This is a genomic window from Frigidibacter sp. MR17.14 (assembly GCF_037095735.1).
Lineage (GTDB): Bacteria > Pseudomonadota > Alphaproteobacteria > Rhodobacterales > Rhodobacteraceae > Frigidibacter.
The window spans coordinates 101655-120000 of sequence record NZ_JBAWKD010000004.1; the positions used below are offsets into that span (position 1 = coordinate 101655).

Sequence of the window (18346 nt, forward strand, 5' to 3'; positions counted from 1 at the left end):
GAGGACGGGCGCGGCGGCGGTTCCCCGCCGCGCTTCTGCCAAGACCTCTGCCCCCGACCGGTGGGGCGGGGTCACAGGACAAAGACCGGTCCCCGTCTCAACAGGAAGGAAAGTAGCGATGTCGTACGTCACTCCTGGTGACTTCGCGAAGAAGATGGTCGACGCCGGCGAGGCGAAGGTCTTCATGTCGACGAAGGACACCGTCATCCGCGCCTACATGGCCGGGGCGATCCTCGCGCTGGCCGCGGCCTTCGCCGTCTCGGTCACCGTCAACACCGGCAACCCGCTGGTGGGGGCGCTGCTGTTTCCGGTCGGGTTCTGCATGCTCTACCTGATGGGCTTCGATCTTCTGACCGGCGTCTTCACCCTTGTGCCGCTGGCGCTGATCGACCGCCGCCCGGGCGTGACGCTGGGCGGGGTGATGCGCAACTGGGGCCTGGTGTTCCTGGGCAACTTCGCCGGCGCCCTGACCGTGGCGCTGTTCATGGCGATCATCTTCACCTTCGGCTTCTCGGAAGCGCCGAACGCCATCGGCGAGAAGATCGGCCATATCGGTGAAAGCCGCACCGTCGGCTATGCCGCCCATGGCGCCGCCGGGATGCTGACGCTCTTCATCCGCGCGGTGATGTGCAACTGGATGGTCTCGACCGGCGTGGTCGCGGCGATGATGTCGACCTCGGTGCCGGGCAAGATCATGGCGATGTGGATGCCGATCCTGGTGTTCTTCTACATGGGCTTCGAGCATTCGATCGTGAACATGTTCCTGTTCCCGAGCGGAATCCTGCTGGGCGGCAACTTCACCTGGGGCGACTATTTCATCTGGAACGAGATCCCGACCGTGCTGGGCAACCTCGTCGGCGGCCTGACCTTCGTGGGCGGCATGATCTACGCCACGCATCTGAAGACCTCGCCCGACCGGGCCCGCCCGGGCAAGGTGCAGGCGCAGGTGATGCCGGCCGAGTGAGGCCGCGCTGACCGAACACCCGCCGGGACACCGGCGGGTCGCCCGGTGCCGTCGCCCCACGGCGGTGTCCGGGACCTGATCCCCTCCGAACTCTGCCCCCGAAGATGTGCCGTAGCCCGGCCGGAGACCAAGCCCATGGACAGCATCGCGGATTTCCCCAGCAGCGGCCCGCAGGCCCCGATCCGGACCACCTGCACCTATTGCGGCGTGGGCTGCGGTATCCTCGCCACCCCTGACGGGCGCGGCGGGCTGGCGATCGAGGGCGACAGCCGCCACCCGGCGAATTACGGGCGGCTCTGCTCCAAGGGCTCGGCGCTGGGCGAGACGGTGCATGGCGCGGGGCGCCTGTTGCGCCCGCGCATCGGCGGCGTCGACACCGGCTGGGACGAGGCGCTGACCCTCGTCGCCCGCCGCTTCTCGGAAACCATCGCCAAGCACGGCCCGGACAGCGTCGCCTTCTACGTCTCGGGCCAGCTGCTGACCGAGGATTACTACGTCGCCAACAAGCTGATGAAGGGCTTCATCGGTTCAGGCAACATCGACACCAATTCGCGGCTCTGCATGTCGTCCTCGGTCGCGGGGCACCGGCGCGCCTTCGGCAGCGACACCGTGCCCGGGCTCTATGAGGATCTGGAGCAGGCCGACCTCGTGGTCCTGACCGGCTCGAACCTCGCCTGGTGCCACCCGGTGGTCTACCAGCGCATCATCGCCGCCAAGGCCGCGCGGCCCGGGATGAAGATCGTCGTCATCGACCCGCGCCGCACCGCGACCTGCGAGGGCGCCGACCTGCACCTGCCGATCGCGCCGGGACAGGACGTGGCGCTGTTCAACCTGCTGCTGTCCGAGATCGAGGCCCGCGGCGCCGTGAACCGCGACTTCCTGCAGAATGTCACCGGCTTCGACCATGCGCTGGCCGCGGCCCGCGCCACCGGCGCGTCGGCGCTGGGCCTCGAGCCCGCCGACATCGCGGCGTTCCTCGACCTCTGGATCGGGACCGAGAAGGTCGTCACCGTCTATTCGCAGGGCGTGAACCAGTCCGCGAGCGGCACCGACAAGGTCAACGCGATCCTGAACTGCCACCTGGCCACCGGCCGCATCGGCCGCCCCGGCATGGGCCCGTTCTCGATCACCGGCCAGCCCAACGCCATGGGCGGGCGCGAGGTCGGCGGGTTGGCCAACATGCTGGCCTGCCATCTCGACATCGAGAACCCCGAGCATCGCGGCGCGGTGAAGGAGTTCTGGCAGGCCCCGACCATCGCCGAGAAACCGGGCCTCAAGGCCGTGGACATGTTCCGCGCGGTCGAAGAGGGGAAGATCAAGGCGCTCTGGATCATCTGCACCAACCCGGCGGTGTCGATGCCCGAGGCCGACCGCGTCGCGAAGGCCATCGCCGCCTGCGATTTCGTCGTCGTCTCGGACATCATCGAGAAGACCGACACCACGCGGCTTGCCCATGTGCTTCTGCCCGCGCAGGGCTGGGGCGAAAAGGACGGCACCGTCACCAATTCCGAGCGGCGGATCTCGCGCCAGCGCAAGACCCTGGCCCCCTTGGGTGAGGCGCGGCCCGACTGGTGGATCCTGTCAGAGGTCGGCGCCCGCATGGGCTTCCCGCGCGCCTTCGACTATGCCGGCCCGCACGAGATCTTCGCCGAATATGCCGCGCTTTCGGGCGTTGCCGGGGCGCTGGGTTCGGACTTCGACATCTCGGCGCTCGCGACGCTCAGCAAGGGCGCCTATGACGCGCTGGCGCCCTTCGTCTGGCCGCTGAGCGACCGCAAGCAGGGGGGGCGCTTCTTCGGCGACGGCCGCTTCCACACGCCCGACCGCAAGGGCCGGATGATCGCCGTGGTGCCGAAGGGCCCCGCCGCCGCGACCACGGCAGACCGCCCGTTCCGCTTCAACACCGGCCGGGTGCGCGACCACTGGCACACGATGACCCGCACCGGCCTGTCGGCGCGGCTGTCGCAGCATCTGGCCGAACCCTTCCTCGAGGTGCACCCCGAGGATGCCGCGGCGCTGGGCCTGAAACCCGCGATGCTGGCCGAGGTGGAAAGCGACCGGGGCAGGGCGGTGCTGCGCACCCTCGTCACCCCGCGCGTCCGCCGCGGCGAGGTCTTCGCGCCGATCCACTGGACCGGCGAGACCGCGCCCACCGGCCGCGTCGATGCGCTGGTGCCGGCGGTGACCGACCCGGTCTCGGGCCAGCCGGAAAGCAAGGCGGCCGTCGTCTCGGTCAGGCCCTTCGCCGCCGCCTGGTACGGCTATGCGGTGACCTCGGGTGCCCTTGCCCCCGCGACCGACTACTGGACGCTGGCCCGCGTCAACGGCGGCCAGCAGGCCGAGCTTGCGGGCCTTGCTGTGCCCGAGGACTGGACGGCCTGGGGCCGCGCGCTCTTCGGCTTGGGCGGCGAGGTTCAGGCGGTCTCGGTCGAGGATGCGCGCCGCGGCATCGTGCGGCTGGCCTTCGTGAAGGACGGCAAGCTCTTGGCGGCGCTCTTCGTCGCGCCCGATCCGGTCGGCGTCGCGCGGGCGCATATGCCGGGGCTTCTGGGCCAGCCGGCGGCGGGCGACGTGCTGGCGGGGCGGCCGGGGGCGGATCGCCCCGATCCGGGGGCCACGGTCTGCGTCTGCTTCGACGTGGGCGTCAACACCATCGCGCGGGCGATCGTCGAGGACGGCTTGCTGAGTGTCGAGGCGCTGGGTAAGGCTCTGAGAGCGGGGACCAATTGCGGTTCCTGCCGGCCGGAACTGAAGGCGCTGATCGACCGCTTCGGAAACACGAAACGGGAGGCGGCGGAATGAGCTGCGACATGAGCCTTGATCCCACCCTTCTCGCCGCGGGCCTGCCCGCCCTGGGTCACATCTGCCTCGTGGGCGCGGGCCCCGGCGCGGCCGACCTTCTGACCCTGCGCGCGGTCAAACGGCTGGCCGAGGCTGACGTGGTCTTCTACGACCGGCTTGTCGAGCCCGAGGTGGTGGCCCTTGCCGGTCCGCAGGCCGACAAGGTCTTCGTCGGCAAGGAGGTCGGCCTGCATTCCTGGCCGCAGGAGAAGATCGACGCCGCCATCGTCGCCGCCGCCCTGTCGGGCAAGCGCGTCGTGCGGCTGAAATCCGGCGATCCCTCGGTCTTCGGCCGCGCCTGCGAAGAGATCGAGGCCGCCCGCGCCGCCGGCATCCCGGCCGAGATCGTGCCGGGCGTCACCGCCGCCTCGGCCGCCGCCGCGCAGATGCTGCGCCCGCTGACTGAGCGCGGCCTGACCGACCGGCTGGTGATCGCCACCGCCACCTGCCGCCCCGGCGAGGCGCCGCAGCGGCTTTCGACCTCGCTGACGCCGGGCACCACGCTCGCGCTCTACATGGCCATGCACCGGCTGCACCTGATCCGGGACGAACTGCTGGCCGACGGCATCCCGGCCGAGACCGCGGTCGAGATCGTCTCGGGTGCCGAGACCCGCCGGCAGAAGATGCTGGCCACCACGCTCGCCACCGTCTGCGAGGACGTGACGGCCGCGAAGGTCGGCAACCCGGCGATCGTCTTCATCCGCATCCCGAAGCCCGCGCTGCAAACGGCGCTGGCCGAGGGCACGGTCGCCGCCTGCTGACACCCGGGAAGGCCGGCAGGGCGACAGGGGCCCGGATCGCGCGGGGGCGCGGTCCGGGCCTTCGCCATGTCGCGCGCGCACCCCGCGCGGGGCAACTCGAATCGCCAGAAGCCCGCGCGACGGGGCCCGGAAGGCTGTTCGCGCGTGTCGCATTGGCGAAAATCCCGCAGGGGTTGCGGTCAGCGGCCGCGGCGCTCGATAACCCCTTGATCCCTAGACATTTGCTGAAAGTTGTTCACAGCTTTGGCTAAGGCCTTCGCGCGCCGGGAAAATTCGGGAAGGTGCCTGAATTTGCCGCATGTCATGTTTCTGTTACACAACTGTCGCAAAAGCTTGGGCATGCCCGCCTAGACCGACCGCCAAGGGCAGGCGGGGACCGCACTGCTCGTCGCGTCTGGAAGTTTGGAGAACCTCCCATGCAAACCGTCAAGCTCACCGTTTCGGCGCTCGCGCTGACCGTCGCCGCCACCGGCGCCTTCGCGCAGTCGCGCGACCAGGTGCAGGTCGCCGGCTCGTCGACCGTGCTGCCCTACGCCACCATCGTCGCCGAGGCCTTCGGTGAGAACTTCACCGACTTCAAGACCCCGGTCGTGCAGTCGGGCGGTTCGGGTGCGGGCATCCAGCAGTTCTGCCAGGGCGCCGGTCTCGACACCATCGACATCGCCAACGCCTCGCGCCTGATGAAGGACAGCGAGATCAAGACCTGCCACGACAACGGCGTGACCGACATCATGTATGTCCGCATCGGCTATGACGGGATCGTCTTCGCCTCGGACGTGGCCGGCGAGAAATTCGCCTTCACCCCCGCTGATTGGTACAAGGCCCTCGCCGCCCAGGTCGTCGTCGACGGCAAGCTGGTCGCCAACACCGCCAAGACCTGGAAGGACGTGAACCCCGAGTTCCCGGCCCAGCCGATCCTGGCCTTCATCCCGGGCACCAAGCACGGCACCCGTGAAGTCTTCGAAGAGAAGGTCCTGCACGCGGGCTGCAAAGAGACCGGCGCGGCCGACCTCTTCAAGGCCGCCGGCAACGACAAGGGCTGCGCCGGGCTGCGCACCGACGGCGTGGCTGTCGAGATCGACGGCGACTACACCGAGACCCTGGCCCGCATCGGCTCGGACAAGAACGGCATCGGCGTCTTCGGCCTGTCGTTCTACGAGAACAACACCGACAAGCTGCAGGTCGCGACCATGTCGGGCGTGACCCCCTCGACCGAGACCATCGCCTCGGGCGAATACCCGGTCTCGCGCCCGCTGCAGTTCTACGTGAAGAAGGCCCATATCGGCGAAGTCGCCGGTCTGAAAGAGTTCGTCGAGTTCTTCGTTTCGGACGACATGGCCGGCCCGGAAGGCCCGCTGGCCCAGTACGGCCTCGTGTCGGACCCGAAACTGGCCGACGTGCAGGCCGAAGTCGCCGACGAGAAGGTCATGAACTGAGACCGCTGATGCGGATCTGACCCGAAGTCCCGGGCGGCGCCGGTTCCGGTGCCGCCCGGATCGTGTAAAGAGCCTGCGTGTCTGGGGCATGGTTCGCCCCGCACCCCGTGATGCCCGGTATCCTCCCCGTCCTGGAAACAGAGCTTATGCCCGCCACCTGGATCCTCGCCCTTCTGGCCGCGCTCGCGGTCGTGGGCTTCGTCATCGGCCGCGCCCGCGCGCTGGCCTCGGCCGGCGGCGATGGTCGCCGCCTGCATTCGCTTCCCGGCTTCTACGGCTGGCATGTGGCGATGTTCACCTTCGCGCTGCCGCTTCTGCTTCTGGTGGTCTGGATGATCGTCCAGCCGCTGTACCTGCGCGAGGTCGTCGCGCCCTATCTTCCCGCCTCGGCGCTGGAAACCTCTGCCGGCACCACCATCGCGCTGCAGCAGCTGGGCGGCGTCGCCGCGCAGATCACCGCGGCCGAGGCCGAGGGCAAGCTGGACGCGGCCGAGATCCGCGCGCTGGCCAGCCAGCCCGAGGCGCTGGCCGAGCGGCTGACCGCCGCCGGCATCACCGTCGCCGACCCGCAGACCGCGGTCGCGGCCGAGGAATTCCAGTCGCGCCAGCGCGTGCTCGACATCGCCAAGACCGCCGCGGTGCTGGCGCTGGCGGTGGCGCTGCTGGCCTGGACGGTCGCGCGCACCAACCGCGACTTCCGTGCGCGCAACACCGTCGAGACCGGCGTGCGCTATCTGCTGATCGGCGCTTCGGTGATCGCGATCTTCACCACGATCGGGATCGTGCTGTCGATGCTGTTCGAGACGGCGCATTTCTTCAAGCAATACGACTGGACGCGCTTCTTCTTCGGCACCGTCTGGACGCCGCGCTTCCAGGGCGAAAGCGACCTTGGCCTGCTGCCGCTTCTGTGGGGCACGCTCTATGTCAGCGCCATCGCGCTGGCCGTCGCGGTGCCGATCGGGCTTTTCGCCGCGATCTACATGTCGGAATACGCAGGTCCCAAGCTGCGCTCGGTCGCCAAGCCCCTGATCGAGCTGCTGGCCGGCATCCCGACCATCGTCTACGGCCTCTTCGCGCTGGTGACGGTCGGGCCGCTGCTGCGCGACTGGATCGCCCAGCCGATGGGCCTTGGCTCGTCGGGCTCGTCGGTGATGACCGCGGGTCTGGTGATGGGGATCATGATCATCCCCTTCGTCAGCTCGCTTTCCGACGACATCATCAACGCCGTGCCGCAGTCCTTGCGTGACGGCAGCTACGGCCTTGGCGCCACCCAGTCGGAAACGATCAAGAAGGTCGTGCTGCCGGCCGCGCTGCCGGGCATCGTGGGCGCGATCCTGCTGGCCGCCAGCCGCGCCATCGGCGAGACGATGATCGTGGTGCTGGGGGCAGGGGCCGCCGCCCGCCTGTCGCTGAATCCCTTCGAGGCGATGACCACCGTCACCGTCAAGATCGTGTCGCAGCTGACCGGCGACACCAACTTCGGCACGCCCGAGACGCTCGTCGCCTTCGCCCTGGGCCTGACCCTCTTCGTGATGACGCTGATCCTGAACATCGTGGCCCTGATCATCGTCCGCAAATACCGGGAGCAGTACGAATGACCGACGCGAGCCTCCCCCATGCGGGCGCAGCGCCCGCCAGCCCGTCCCGCAAGGGCTCGCTGCTGGAGCTTGACGCGCGCACCCGCAAGCGCAACGCCGCCGAGCGCCGCTTCCGCGCCTATGGGCTGACCGCGGTCTGCACCGGCATCGCCGCGCTGGTCATGCTGCTGATCTCGATCTTCGGCGGCGGTGCCTCAGCCTTCCGCCAGGCCTTCATCACCGTGCCGGTGACCTTCACCGAAAGCGTGCTGGACAAGAAGGGCACCCGCGATCCGGCCGATCTCGCCAAGGTCACCACCATCGGCTACGGCAAGATCATCGACACCGCCATCGCCGACTGGATGGCCGCGAATGGCATCGCGCAGGTCGAGGGCCTGGCCGACAAGGACATCGGCGCGATCGTCTCGCGCGAGGCGGCGGCGCAGCTGCGCAACCGGGTGCTGGCGAACCCCGAGCTGATCGGCCAGACGGTCGAGACGAAGATGCTGGCGAACGGCCGCATCGACGGCTACCTCAAGGGCCGCGTCACCCTGCAGTCGGCCGAGACGGACTCGAACGTCACGCTGGGCCAGCTGCGGCTGGTGGACCTGATGCGGGACAAGGGCGCGATGGGCCTGGGCTTCAACTGGGGCTTCATCACCGCGCCCGACGCCTCTGACCAGCGCCCCGAGGCCGCGGGCCTTGGCGTCGCGATCCTCGGATCGCTCTACATGATGATCGTGGTGCTGGTGCTGTCGCTGCCGATCGGCGTCGCCGCCTCGATCTATCTCGAGGAATTCGCGCCGAAGAACCGCTGGACCGACATCATCGAGGTCAACATCTCGAACCTCGCCGCCGTGCCCTCGATCGTCTACGGCATCCTCGGCCTCGCGATCTTCGTGAACTTCGCAGGGCTGCCGATGTCGGCGCCGATCGTCGGCGGTCTGGTGCTGTCGCTGATGACGCTGCCCAAGATCATCATCCCGACCCGCGCCGCGCTGAAGGCGGTGCCGCCCTCGATCCGCGACGCGGCTCTGGGCGTCGGGGCCTCGAAGATGCAGTCGATCTTCCACCACGTCCTGCCGCTGGCGATGCCGGGCATCCTGACCGGCACGATCATCGGCCTGGCGCAGGCGCTTGGCGAAACCGCGCCGCTTCTTCTGATCGGCATGGTGGCCTTCGTGCGCGACTTCCCCTCGGCCCCGCCCTCGGGCCTCTTCGACCCCGCCTCGGCGCTGCCGGTGCAGGTCTACAACTGGACCCAGCGCGCCGACCCCGCCTTCGTGGAACGCGCTTCGGGGGCCATCATCGTGCTTCTGGTGTTCCTGCTTGCGATGAACGCCGTCGCCATCGTGCTGCGCCGCAAGTTCGAGCGCCGCTGGTAAAGGTTCGGGAGGAGACCCATCATGAACGACATGAGACTCGTGGAGAGAGATGTGACCGCTTCCGACATCAAGATCCGGGCCGAGAAGGTGCAGGTCTTCTACGGCGACAGCCACGCGATCAAGGACGTCGACGTCGACATTCTCGACAAGACCGTGACCGCCTTCATCGGCCCCTCGGGCTGTGGCAAGTCGACCTTCCTGCGCACGCTGAACCGGATGAACGACACCATCGCGTCCTGCCGGGTCGAGGGCCGCATCGCCCTTGACGGCGAGGACATCTATGACAAGCGCGTCGACCCGGTGCAGCTGCGCGCCAAGGTCGGCATGGTCTTCCAGAAGCCGAACCCGTTCCCGAAGTCGATCTACGACAACGTGGCCTATGGTCCGAAGATCCACGGCCTGACCCGTAACAAGGCCGAGCTGGACGAGGTGGTCGAGAAATCGCTGCGCTCTGCCGCGCTGTGGAACGAGGTGAAGGACCGTCTCGACAAGCCGGGCACCGGCCTCTCGGGCGGCCAGCAGCAGCGCCTGTGCATCGCGCGCGCCGTGGCGACCAGCCCGGAAGTGCTGCTGATGGACGAGCCCTGCTCGGCGCTCGACCCGATCGCCACCGCGCAGGTGGAAGAGCTGATCGACGAGCTGCGCTCGAATTTCTCGGTGGTGATCGTCACCCACTCGATGCAGCAGGCGGCCCGCGTGTCGCAGCGCACCGCCTTCTTCCACCTCGGCAACCTCGTCGAATACGGCGAGACGGGCCAGATCTTCACCAATCCGCGCGACCCCCGCACGGAAAGCTACATCACCGGACGGATCGGGTGAGACCATGACCGAGAGCATGACCAGACAACACATCGCCTCGGCCTTCGACCGCGACCTCGAAGGCGTGCAGGCGATGATCATGAAGATGGGCGGGCTGGTCGAGGCGCAGATCCTCGACGCCGCCCTCGCGCTGGAAACCCGCGACAGCGAGCTGGCCGAGAAGGTCCGCCGCGCCGACCGCGCCATCGACGAGATGGAGCTGAAGGTGAACGAAGAGGCCGCGCGCCTCATCGCGCTGCGCGCCCCGCAGGCCTCGGACCTGCGCACTGCGCTGTCGGTGATCAAGATCGCCGCGGCGCTGGAACGCGTCGGCGACTACTGCAAGAACATGGCCAAGCGCGCCGATGTCCTGTCGCAGATGACCAATGTGCCGGGCGCGGCGGGCGCCCTGCGGCGGATGTCGAAGTCGGTCGAGGTCCTGCTGAAGGACGCGCTCGACAGCTACATCCAGCGCGATGTCCAGCTGGCGCAGGACGTGCGCTCGCGCGACAAGGACATCGACCAGATGTACAACGCGCTGTTCCGCGAGTTCCTCACCTACATGATGGAGGATCCGCGCAACATCACCGCCTGCATGCACCTGCATTTCATCGCCAAGAACATCGAGCGGATGGGCGACCATGCCACCGGCATCGCCGAGCAGGTCATCTACCTCGTCACCGGCTCGCTGCCCGAGGACACCCGTCCCAAGGGCGAAAGCGTGATGCCGGCCGATCTCGGCGCCGGGGAGGACTGAGATGCCCGCGGACACCCCGTCGGTCCTCGTGGTCGAGGACGAACCGGCGCAGCGCGAGGTCCTGGCCTACAATCTCGAGGCCGAGGGGTTCCGCGTCTCGATGGCCGAGAACGGCGAAGAGGCGCTGCTGCTGGTCGCCGAAGAGACGCCGGACCTGATCGTGCTCGACTGGATGCTGCCCAATGTCTCGGGAATCGAGGTCTGCCGGCGGCTGAAGTCGCGCACGGAAACCCGCGGCGTGCCGATCATCATGCTCTCGGCCCGGTCCGAAGAGGGTGACCGGGTGCGGGGCCTCGAGATCGGCGCCGACGACTATGTCATCAAGCCCTATTCGGTGAACGAGCTGATGGCCCGCGTCCGCACCCAGCTGCGCCGCACGCGGCCCGCCACGCAGGGCGAGACGCTGGAATTCGAGGACATCCGCCTCGATGCCGAAAGCCACCGCGTCTATCGCGGCGAGCACACGCTGAAGCTGGGGCCGACAGAGTTCCGCTTGCTCTCGACCTTCATGGAAAAGCCCGGCCGGGTCTGGAGCCGCGAGCAGCTTCTGGACCGGGTGTGGGGCCGCGACATCTACGTCGACACCCGCACCGTCGACGTCCATATCGGACGCCTGCGCAAGGCGCTTGGCCAGCACGGCGGCGAGGATCCGATCCGCACCGTCCGCGGCGCGGGCTACGCGCTGGGATAATTCGCTGCACCGCAGCCCGGGCAACCCGAGGTTGACGGATTCTCAGGGAATCATCGGCATTGTCTGCCGGAGACGAAGGCGGGGCCTGCCCCGTTAACCCTAAGATCCCGACACTTCGCCGCCCGGGGGCGCTTCTTCCGGGTTTTCGCGGATGTTCCGCGCCATCGCAGGGCCCCGATTGGCCCTGCCGAGGGGGAGAAGACCAGATGCGAGGGCACGACGAAATGTCGGGTTCCGACGGCGACCGCGTCCTGCGCGCGCTCGTCCTCGACGACCAGCCGGTCGACATTCTGCGCCTGCGCAGGCTCTGCGCCCGCGCCGGGCTCGAGATGCAGATCGACGAGGCCGGCGATCTCGAGGAATTCCGCGACCGGCTGGACGAGGCGACCTATGACGTCTGCTTCCTCGACCATCACCTCGGCGCGGCGACCGGGCTCGACGCGCTGGCGGTGCTGACCGCGCATCCCGATCAGGCCGAGACGCTGGCGATCATGATCACCAGCGTCACCGACCACCGCGTCGCGGTCGAGGCGATGCGACTGGGCTGTGCCGATTACCTCGTGAAGGAAGAGCTGACCGAAAGCGCGTTGCGCAAGTCGTTGGCGCAGGCGACGGAACGGCGCATCCTGCTGGCCGCGATCAGCCGCTCGCAGATGTTCCGCGCCACGCTCGAGCGGCGGGTCAAGCGCTTCGCCACCTCCTGCGGGCCCGAGATGCGCGCCGTCCTGTCGTCGCTGCGCCGCGAGATAGTCTCGGTCAAGCGCAACGAGGATCTCGATCCGGGGCTGCGCGTCGCCCTGACCATGGTCGAGGCCGGGGCGCGCGACATCACCGTGCTGCTCGACGACGTGGCGACGCTGGCGATCGAGGCCGGGGCGACGCTGCCCGCGGCGCGCGCGGCCACGCGCGGGGCCGGTCATGACCACGCCCCGATGTGATGCGGCGGGCGGCGCGGTGGGCTGGTCTCTGCTGCTGATCGGCGGCGACGCGGCGTTGCAGGCCAGCCTGCGCGCCGCGCTGGCCGAGGCCGTTCCCGCGGCACGGCTGACCTGCCCGGCGACCCCGTCCGAGGCCGGAACCCTGCCGCGGCCCGACCTGCTGTTCCTGCCGCTTGGCGCCGGGGCCGAGCCCGTGGCCTGCTGTGCCGCGCTTTGGCCGGGCACCGCCATCATCGCCCTGATCCATCCCGGGGCCGAGCGGGTGATCGCTGCGGCGATGCAGGCAGGGGCGGCGGATTGCCTGCGGGTGGCGGATGTGACCCCGTCCGCGCTGCGCCGCAGCGTCGGACGTGCGATCGAGCTCGCGGAACTCGAGGCCCGCGTCGCCGCGCAGCGACGCGAGCTGGAACTGTTCTGCGAGGTGCTGGTCCACGACATTCGCGCGCCGGTACGCGCGGCGGGCTACCTCGCCGAATGCCTGGTCGACGAGGCTGAAACCGCCGACCGCGCCACCCTGATCGCCACCGCGCGGATGCTGCAACGCTCGACGGCGCAGATGGCGGCGCTGGTCCAGAGCCTCGCCGCCCATGCCGGGCTGGAACAGGACCTGTCCGACCCGCGCCACCTGCCGTTTGTCGAGGTGGTCGAGGCGACGCTCGCGGTGCTGGACCGCGACATCGTCGAAAGCGGGGCAGGGATCGAGATCGACGACCCCGGCCTGTCGCTCGACTGCCACCCGGCGGCGCTGGTTCAGGTGCTGCAGAACCTCGTTGGCAACGCGATCAAATACGCCGGCGCCGCGCCGCCGCGGATCGGGATCTCGGCCCGGTCGCTGCCCGGTGCGGTGCTGATCGCGGTGGCCGACCGCGGCCCCGGCGTGCCCGATGCGCAGGCCGAGCGGATCTTCGAGCCCTTCGTCCGCCTGTCACGGGCCGGGGCGACGGCGGGCAGCGGTCTTGGCCTCGCGACCTGCCGCAAGCTCATCGAGCGCGACGGCGGCACCATCCGCTGCCTGCCGAACCCCGGCGGCGGCAGCCGTTTCGAGATTCGCCTGCCGCAGCCCCCCGCCGACGCGCCCGAGGCGACGATCGCGACCGTGACCGGGGAGGCGGACGGCGCGGCGGCTGGGGCCACGATTGGGACCACGACCATCCGCCCCCCACGCATGACCTCCGTCCTCCGACCCCCCGGTCACCGAAGCGCCATTGGCTGAGACCGACGGCACCCGCGGCCCGCCCGCAGACCGCGATTCCACGCCGCGGCATCGGGTCGGCGCCTGCCGGCCGCATAGGGTGCCGGTTGCGTAGATGCCAGCCTGTCAGGCGGCACAGCCTGATCGAGCACCGGAGCGCGCGCGGACCCTTTCGACCCGTATCCCGGCATGGCTTTGGCACGAAAGCCGACGGCCGAGGCCGCCAAAACAGGCGGCAGGGGTCTTGCGGCGGACGTGCTCTCGCGGCAGATCCTTCGCCGTTCGCCGTTCGCCGTTCGCCGTTCGCCGTTCGCCGTTCGCCGTTCGCCGTTCGCCGTTCGCCGTTCGCCGTTCGCCGTTCGCCGTTCGCCGTTCCCAGCAAGTCGCACGTTGCACTTCGCCGGTCGCGCGGGTGCCGCGCGGGCTGTCCGCACCCCTTCCGCGCGACTGGACCGCGCGGAGGCATGTCCACCGATACTTTCAGCCCATCTGCACCCGCAAAGTGGTGGTCAGTCCGGCTGGCCGTCCCACTCCGCCGCCCTGTCGGCCGTCTCTCTGTGGCCCCGCAGGGCCGCGAGATCCTGTCTGATGCCCCGATGCCTCGGCTCCGCACCCCGGCTGGAACAGACCGACCCAAACGACGGCGATGCGAGCAGGGGCGGGATTTCGCCCCCCGGCCACCGCCTCTGTGACGCCGCCCATTGGCGATCCGTGATCGAGGAAACCGGGGTGCGGCATGGCCGGCCGCGTCCGACCGGCGCGGGGACGCAGGGCCGCGCGGCGGCTCAGGCGTCGAGGCGCCCGATCCTCTCGGCCAGCAGCGCGAAGAACCGCGTGCGGTCGGTCGAGCGCAGGAACAGCGCATTCGCCGGCCGGTCGGTCACGCCCCACCAGTCGGCGACGGTCATGCCACGGGTGAAGCGGCCCTCGGTCTCGATCTCGACATTGATCTCGCGGCCCTCGAACAGCGTCGGGTCCAGAAGCCAGCCGATCACGCAGGGATCATGCAGCGGCGCTCCCTCGCTGCCGTATTTCTCCTTGTCGAAACGCTCGAAGAAATCGGTCCAGCTCGCCACCGCGGCCCCGACCGGACCGAGGCCGCGCATGTGCTCGACCCAGTCGCGCGAGGTCAGCGCCTGATGCGTCGCGTCGAGCGGGATCACCGTCATCGGCACCCCGGCCGCGAAGACCGCCGCCGCCGCCTCGGGATCGACATAGATGTTGAACTCGGCCGCGGGCGTGATGTTGCCGACCTCGAAATAGGCCCCGCCCATCAGCACGATCCGGCCCACCCGCGCCACGATGTCGGGCGCCTTGGCGAAAGCCGTCGCGATGTTGGTCAGCGGCCCCAGCGGGCACAGGGTGATGCTGCCCGCAGGCTCGCGCCGCAGCGTCTCGATCAGGAAATCGACGGCATGGCCCGGGGCCAGCGGCATCTGCGGCGCCGGCAGCTCGATCCCGTCGAGCCCGGTCTTGCCATGCACATGCTCGGCCGTGACCAGCGCCTGCTGCAGCGGCCGGTCGCAGCCGGCGAAGACCTTCACATCCGTCCGCCCGGCCAGCTCGCAGACCTTGCGCGCATTGACCGAGGTCAGCGCCAGCGGCACGTTGCCGGCCACGGTGGTGATCCCCAGAACCTCGAGCTCGGGGCTGGCCAGCGCCAGCAGCAGCGCCACCGCGTCATCCTGCCCGGGGTCGCAATCGATGATGATCCTGCGCGTTTCGGTCATGTCCACTCCTCGTCCCGCGTCGCCGGGCCCTTTGGGGGCGAAACCTGCGAAGCCCGCCCGCGCTTGTAAAGGGCGGCGCGGCGTAAACCTGCGCTATCGGCTTGCAACTTGCGGATCCGGGGCATGGAATGGGCCATACCTCCCAAGGACGCCCCCGGAATGAAGCTCTACCAATACCATCACTGCCCCTTCTGCGTGCGCGCCGACATGGCTGCGAACTGGCTGCGGGTCCCGCATGAGAAGGTCTACCTGCTCAACGATGACGAGAAGACCTGTTTCGAGCTGATCGGCGCCAAGATGGTGCCGATCCTGCAGCTTGACGCGACGGCGGAGGGCCCGGGCCGCGCGATGGGCGAGAGCCTCGACATCGTGGCAGAGCTTGGCCGCCACGCGCCCGGCGGACGGGCGATCGCGCCCTGGGCCGAGGTCAAGGCCCAGCAGGCGGGGCTGTCGGCGGTGCAGGGCGCGATCTCGGCGCTGCTCTTCCCGCGCAATGTCCGCATCGGCCTGCCCGAGTTTGCGACGCCCGCGGCGGTGGCCTACTTCACCGAGCGCAAGTCGGCGATCCTCGGCACCAGCTTCGACGAGGCCTTCGCCGCCAGCGACCGCCACCGCGCGACGGTGGAAGCGGCGCTGGCCGCGCTGCCGGTGCCCCAGATGCCGGGCGAGACGCTGCGGATGGGCGATGTGCTGCTGTTCCCCGGGCTGCGCAATCTGACGGTCGTCGCCGGGCTCGACCGGCCGCAATGGGTGGTCGACTACGTCGCGCAGGTGGCAGAGATGACCGGGGTCCAGACCTACGAGGACCGCGCGCTGTAAGCCGGGGGCGGGCCGCCGGCGAACCCCGTCGACTTGGCCATACCTGCGGCTTGCCAGACGCCCGCGCGTGACACAGACTGCGGGCGGACCCGGCGTTACGGGCCGCCCCGGTATTGGAGTAACCATTGATGAAATACCTTGTTTCCGCGCTTGCGGCGGCGCTGTTGCTGCCGGCCGCCTCTGTGCAGGCGGCCACGCTGCTGGCCGATGTCGAGATCGCCTATTTCAACTCGGGCGCAAACCTGGCCTTCCCGACCGGAATCTACGGCGGCAACTTCGCCGGCCCTCCGGGCTTCCCGGTCGCGCTGGCCGACACCTCCTTCGCGCGTGACGGCAATGCCGACACCTTCGTCTCGCTGCCCACGGGCTCGTATCTGACGCTCGGCTTCTCGGGCGGCTTCGTCTTCGACGGCGTCGGCAACGACATCTTCGTGTCCGAGGTTGGCGGCGCGAGCGAGACGGCGGACATCTTCATCTCGTCCGACTTCGGGCTCAGCTTCACCTTCCTCGGCACCGCGACGACCTCGACCGTCTCGGGCTTCGACCTTGCCAGCATCGGCTACACCGGGCAGGTCAACGCGGTGAAGGTCGTCGGGCTCGACAATTTCGGGGCCTCGCCGGGGTTCGATCTGGCCTTCGTGCAGGGGCTCGAAGGCTCGGTGGTGATCCAAGAGCCGGCCCCGGTGCCGCTGCCCGCGGCCGCGCCGCTGCTGCTGGCGGGCCTCGGCGCGCTGGCCGGCCTGCGCCGCCTGCGCCGTCGCTGAGCGCCGGGGGCGCCTGAACCGGCCCCCCGCAGACCAAGCGGGCGCGGTGCCTTCGGCCCGCGCCCGCTCTTCATTCGATCCCGACCGGCGCGTCAGGCGCCGGCGTCGACGTCGACCTCTTCGATCAGCTTCAGCGCCGCCGGGCGCAGGTCAGAGATCTCGGTCAGGCTCAGGCTGTCGGGGGTGAACTCGCCCCAGCTCTTGACCAGGTCCGAGCGCTCGACACCCGGCTCGACCGGGAATTCGTTGTTGGTCTCGGCATAGATCGCCTGCGCCTCGTCCGAGGCCAGCCATTCCATCAGCTTCAGCGCCGCTTCCTTGTGCGGCGCGGCCTTGGTCATCGCCACGCCCGAGATGTTCAGGTGGCTGCCGCCACCCTCGAACTTCGGGAAGACGATGCGCACGGTGTCGGCCCAGACCTTCTCTTCCGGGTTCGCCAACATCTGTCCCATGTAATAGGTGTTGCCCAGCGAGATGTCGCATTCGCCCGACCAGATCGACTTTACCTGGCTGCGGTCGTTGCCCGAGGGCTTGACCGCAAGGTTCGCCTTCACGGCTTCCAGCCAGGTCTTCGTCGCCTCGGGCCCGTGATGGGCCATGTAGGCCGCGGTCAGCGCGACGTTGTAATCCGAGGTGAACGAGCGGGTGCAGATGCGGCCCTTCCACTTCGGATCGGCCAGGCCCTCGTAGCTGGTGACCTCGCCATCCGCCACGCGCTCGCGCGAGGCATAGACGATGCGGGCGCGGGTGGTCAGGCCGAACCACTGGCCTTCGGGATCACGGAAGCCTTCGGGGATGTTCTCTTCCAACACCGCCGACTTGACCGGCTGGGTCACGCCGGCCTCGACCACCTCGCCCAGCCGCGCGATGTCGACGGTCATCACCAGGTCGGCGGGCGAGCGGTCGCCCTCGGCCTTCAGACGCTCGACCATTCCCTTGTCGACGAAGGCGACGTTGACGGTGATGCCGGTTTCCTTGCTGAAGGCATCGACCAGCGGCTGCAGAAGCTCGGGCTGGCGGTGCGAATAGATGTTCACCTCTTCGGCCATGGCGGGCAGGGCGAGGGCAAGGCCGGTGGTGGCGAACAGGGCGGCGCGGAACATTATCTGACTCCTCCGGTCGGAAATTTGCGCCCATAAACCTGACTAATTCGCTTGGGTCAAGCCGGAAGCCGCCGAGCCGGCGCGGTCCGGCGCAGTTTCCGGTTGACCGCATCGGCCGGGATCGGTGATCTCGAAACCTCGGACCGATCCTGCGGAGCGCGCCATGCTCGCCATCTTCCTTCTGACGAGCAGCGCGCTGCTGGCGCTGAGCGCCTTCGACCTGCACGCGACCGAGCGGTCGGCCGTCCGGCCGCGGCGGGCCCGCGCCCTGCCGCTGGCCACGGTTGCGGCACCGGTGCTGCACCGGGGCAGCGCGCTGGACTGCCCGGCGATCTACGAGGATTTCGACCCCGAGATCGACACGCTGCAGGTCGAGGTCGAGGCAGATCCCGGCTGGGACATCGGCGCCGCCAACCCGGTGCGCCTGACGGCGCGGCTGTCGCCCGACGGGCGGGCGACGATCGTCGGGCTGCTGGGCAATGGCGCGACCGGCGATATCGCGCTGGTGGCGCGGCTCGACGGGGTGCGGCCCGAGGATCTCGACCTTGCCGCCATGCAGGTGCGGCTGCTGCCCGCCATCTGACTGCCAG

At 69.2% G+C, this 18346-nt stretch carries 16 protein-coding genes; 14 read left to right on the forward strand and 2 right to left on the reverse strand.

Annotation, left to right across the window (positions count from 1 at the left end; all coding sequences use genetic code 11):
• The first annotated feature begins 118 nt into the window (after nt 1-118).
• The 11 genes from V8J36_RS12695 (at nt 119) to V8J36_RS12745 (ending at nt 13361) form a co-directional block, all read left to right on the forward strand.
• Nucleotides 119-964: a formate/nitrite transporter family protein gene (locus tag V8J36_RS12695; protein WP_336467666.1), complete on the forward strand. Its 846-nt coding sequence runs from the start codon at nt 119-121 to the stop codon at nt 962-964.
• Nucleotides 965-1099: 135 nt separating this feature from the next.
• The gene (locus V8J36_RS12700; protein WP_336467667.1) at nt 1100-3766 is read left to right on the forward strand and encodes a molybdopterin-dependent oxidoreductase; all 2667 of its coding nucleotides are present in this window, start codon (nt 1100-1102) and stop codon (nt 3764-3766) included.
• An 8-nt stretch (nt 3767-3774) separates the two neighbouring features.
• On the forward strand, nt 3775-4566 hold the full coding sequence (gene cobA, locus V8J36_RS12705; RefSeq protein ID WP_336467668.1) for a uroporphyrinogen-III C-methyltransferase: 792 nt from the start codon (nt 3775-3777) through the stop codon (nt 4564-4566).
• A 416-nt stretch (nt 4567-4982) separates the two neighbouring features.
• Nucleotides 4983-6002, forward strand: coding sequence for a substrate-binding domain-containing protein (locus tag V8J36_RS12710; protein ID WP_336467669.1), 1020 nt, complete (start codon nt 4983-4985; stop codon nt 6000-6002).
• A gap of 146 nt (nt 6003-6148) precedes the next feature.
• Nucleotides 6149-7600, forward strand: coding sequence for a phosphate ABC transporter permease subunit PstC (gene pstC / locus V8J36_RS12715; protein ID WP_336467670.1), 1452 nt, complete (start codon nt 6149-6151; stop codon nt 7598-7600).
• Complete coding sequence (pstA, locus tag V8J36_RS12720) at nt 7597-8964, forward strand: phosphate ABC transporter permease PstA (protein ID WP_336467671.1); 1368 nt, start codon at nt 7597-7599, stop codon at nt 8962-8964. The genes pstC and pstA overlap by 4 nt, the downstream gene beginning before the upstream one ends.
• A gap of 21 nt (nt 8965-8985) precedes the next feature.
• Nucleotides 8986-9783 carry a phosphate ABC transporter ATP-binding protein PstB gene (gene pstB / locus V8J36_RS12725; RefSeq protein WP_336467672.1) on the forward strand — a complete coding sequence of 266 codons (798 nt, stop codon included), beginning with the start codon at nt 8986-8988 and terminating at the stop codon, nt 9781-9783.
• Nucleotides 9784-9799: 16 nt separating this feature from the next.
• Nucleotides 9800-10519: a phosphate signaling complex protein PhoU gene (gene phoU / locus V8J36_RS12730; RefSeq protein WP_336467673.1), complete on the forward strand. Its 720-nt coding sequence runs from the start codon at nt 9800-9802 to the stop codon at nt 10517-10519.
• 1 nt (nt 10520) lies between these two features.
• Entirely contained in the window at nt 10521-11210 is a 690-nt protein-coding gene (gene phoB, locus V8J36_RS12735; RefSeq protein ID WP_336467674.1) for a phosphate regulon transcriptional regulator PhoB, read from the forward strand.
• A gap of 224 nt (nt 11211-11434) precedes the next feature.
• Nucleotides 11435-12148, forward strand: a complete 714-nt coding sequence (locus tag V8J36_RS12740; protein ID WP_336467675.1) for a response regulator — start codon at nt 11435-11437, stop codon at nt 12146-12148.
• Nucleotides 12129-13361: a sensor histidine kinase gene (locus tag V8J36_RS12745; RefSeq protein WP_336467676.1), complete on the forward strand. Its 1233-nt coding sequence runs from the start codon at nt 12129-12131 to the stop codon at nt 13359-13361. The genes V8J36_RS12740 and V8J36_RS12745 overlap by 20 nt, the downstream gene beginning before the upstream one ends.
• 764 nt (nt 13362-14125) lie before the next feature.
• Here the strand turns inward: V8J36_RS12745 and V8J36_RS12750 are convergent.
• A complete protein-coding gene (locus V8J36_RS12750) occupies nt 14126-15070 on the reverse strand; it encodes a nucleoside hydrolase (protein WP_336467677.1) in 945 nt (314 codons plus the stop codon).
• Nucleotides 15071-15229: 159 nt separating this feature from the next.
• On the opposite strand from V8J36_RS12750, the gene grxB reads away from it, so the two are divergent.
• On the forward strand, nt 15230-15889 hold the full coding sequence (gene grxB, locus V8J36_RS12755; RefSeq protein ID WP_336467678.1) for a glutaredoxin 2: 660 nt from the start codon (nt 15230-15232) through the stop codon (nt 15887-15889).
• Between the two features lie 128 nt (nt 15890-16017).
• A complete protein-coding gene (locus V8J36_RS12760) occupies nt 16018-16653 on the forward strand; it encodes a VPLPA-CTERM sorting domain-containing protein (protein ID WP_336467679.1) in 636 nt (211 codons plus the stop codon).
• Nucleotides 16654-16745: 92 nt separating this feature from the next.
• Here V8J36_RS12760 and V8J36_RS12765 read toward each other — a convergent pair whose 3' ends face one another.
• Nucleotides 16746-17756, reverse strand: a complete 1011-nt coding sequence (locus tag V8J36_RS12765; RefSeq protein WP_336467680.1) for a Fe(3+) ABC transporter substrate-binding protein — start codon at nt 17754-17756, stop codon at nt 16746-16748.
• A gap of 163 nt (nt 17757-17919) precedes the next feature.
• Here V8J36_RS12765 and V8J36_RS12770 point away from each other — a divergent pair, with 163 nt between their 5' ends.
• Nucleotides 17920-18339, forward strand: coding sequence for a hypothetical protein (locus tag V8J36_RS12770; protein ID WP_336467681.1), 420 nt, complete (start codon nt 17920-17922; stop codon nt 18337-18339).
• The last annotated feature ends 7 nt before the right edge of the window (nt 18340-18346 follow it).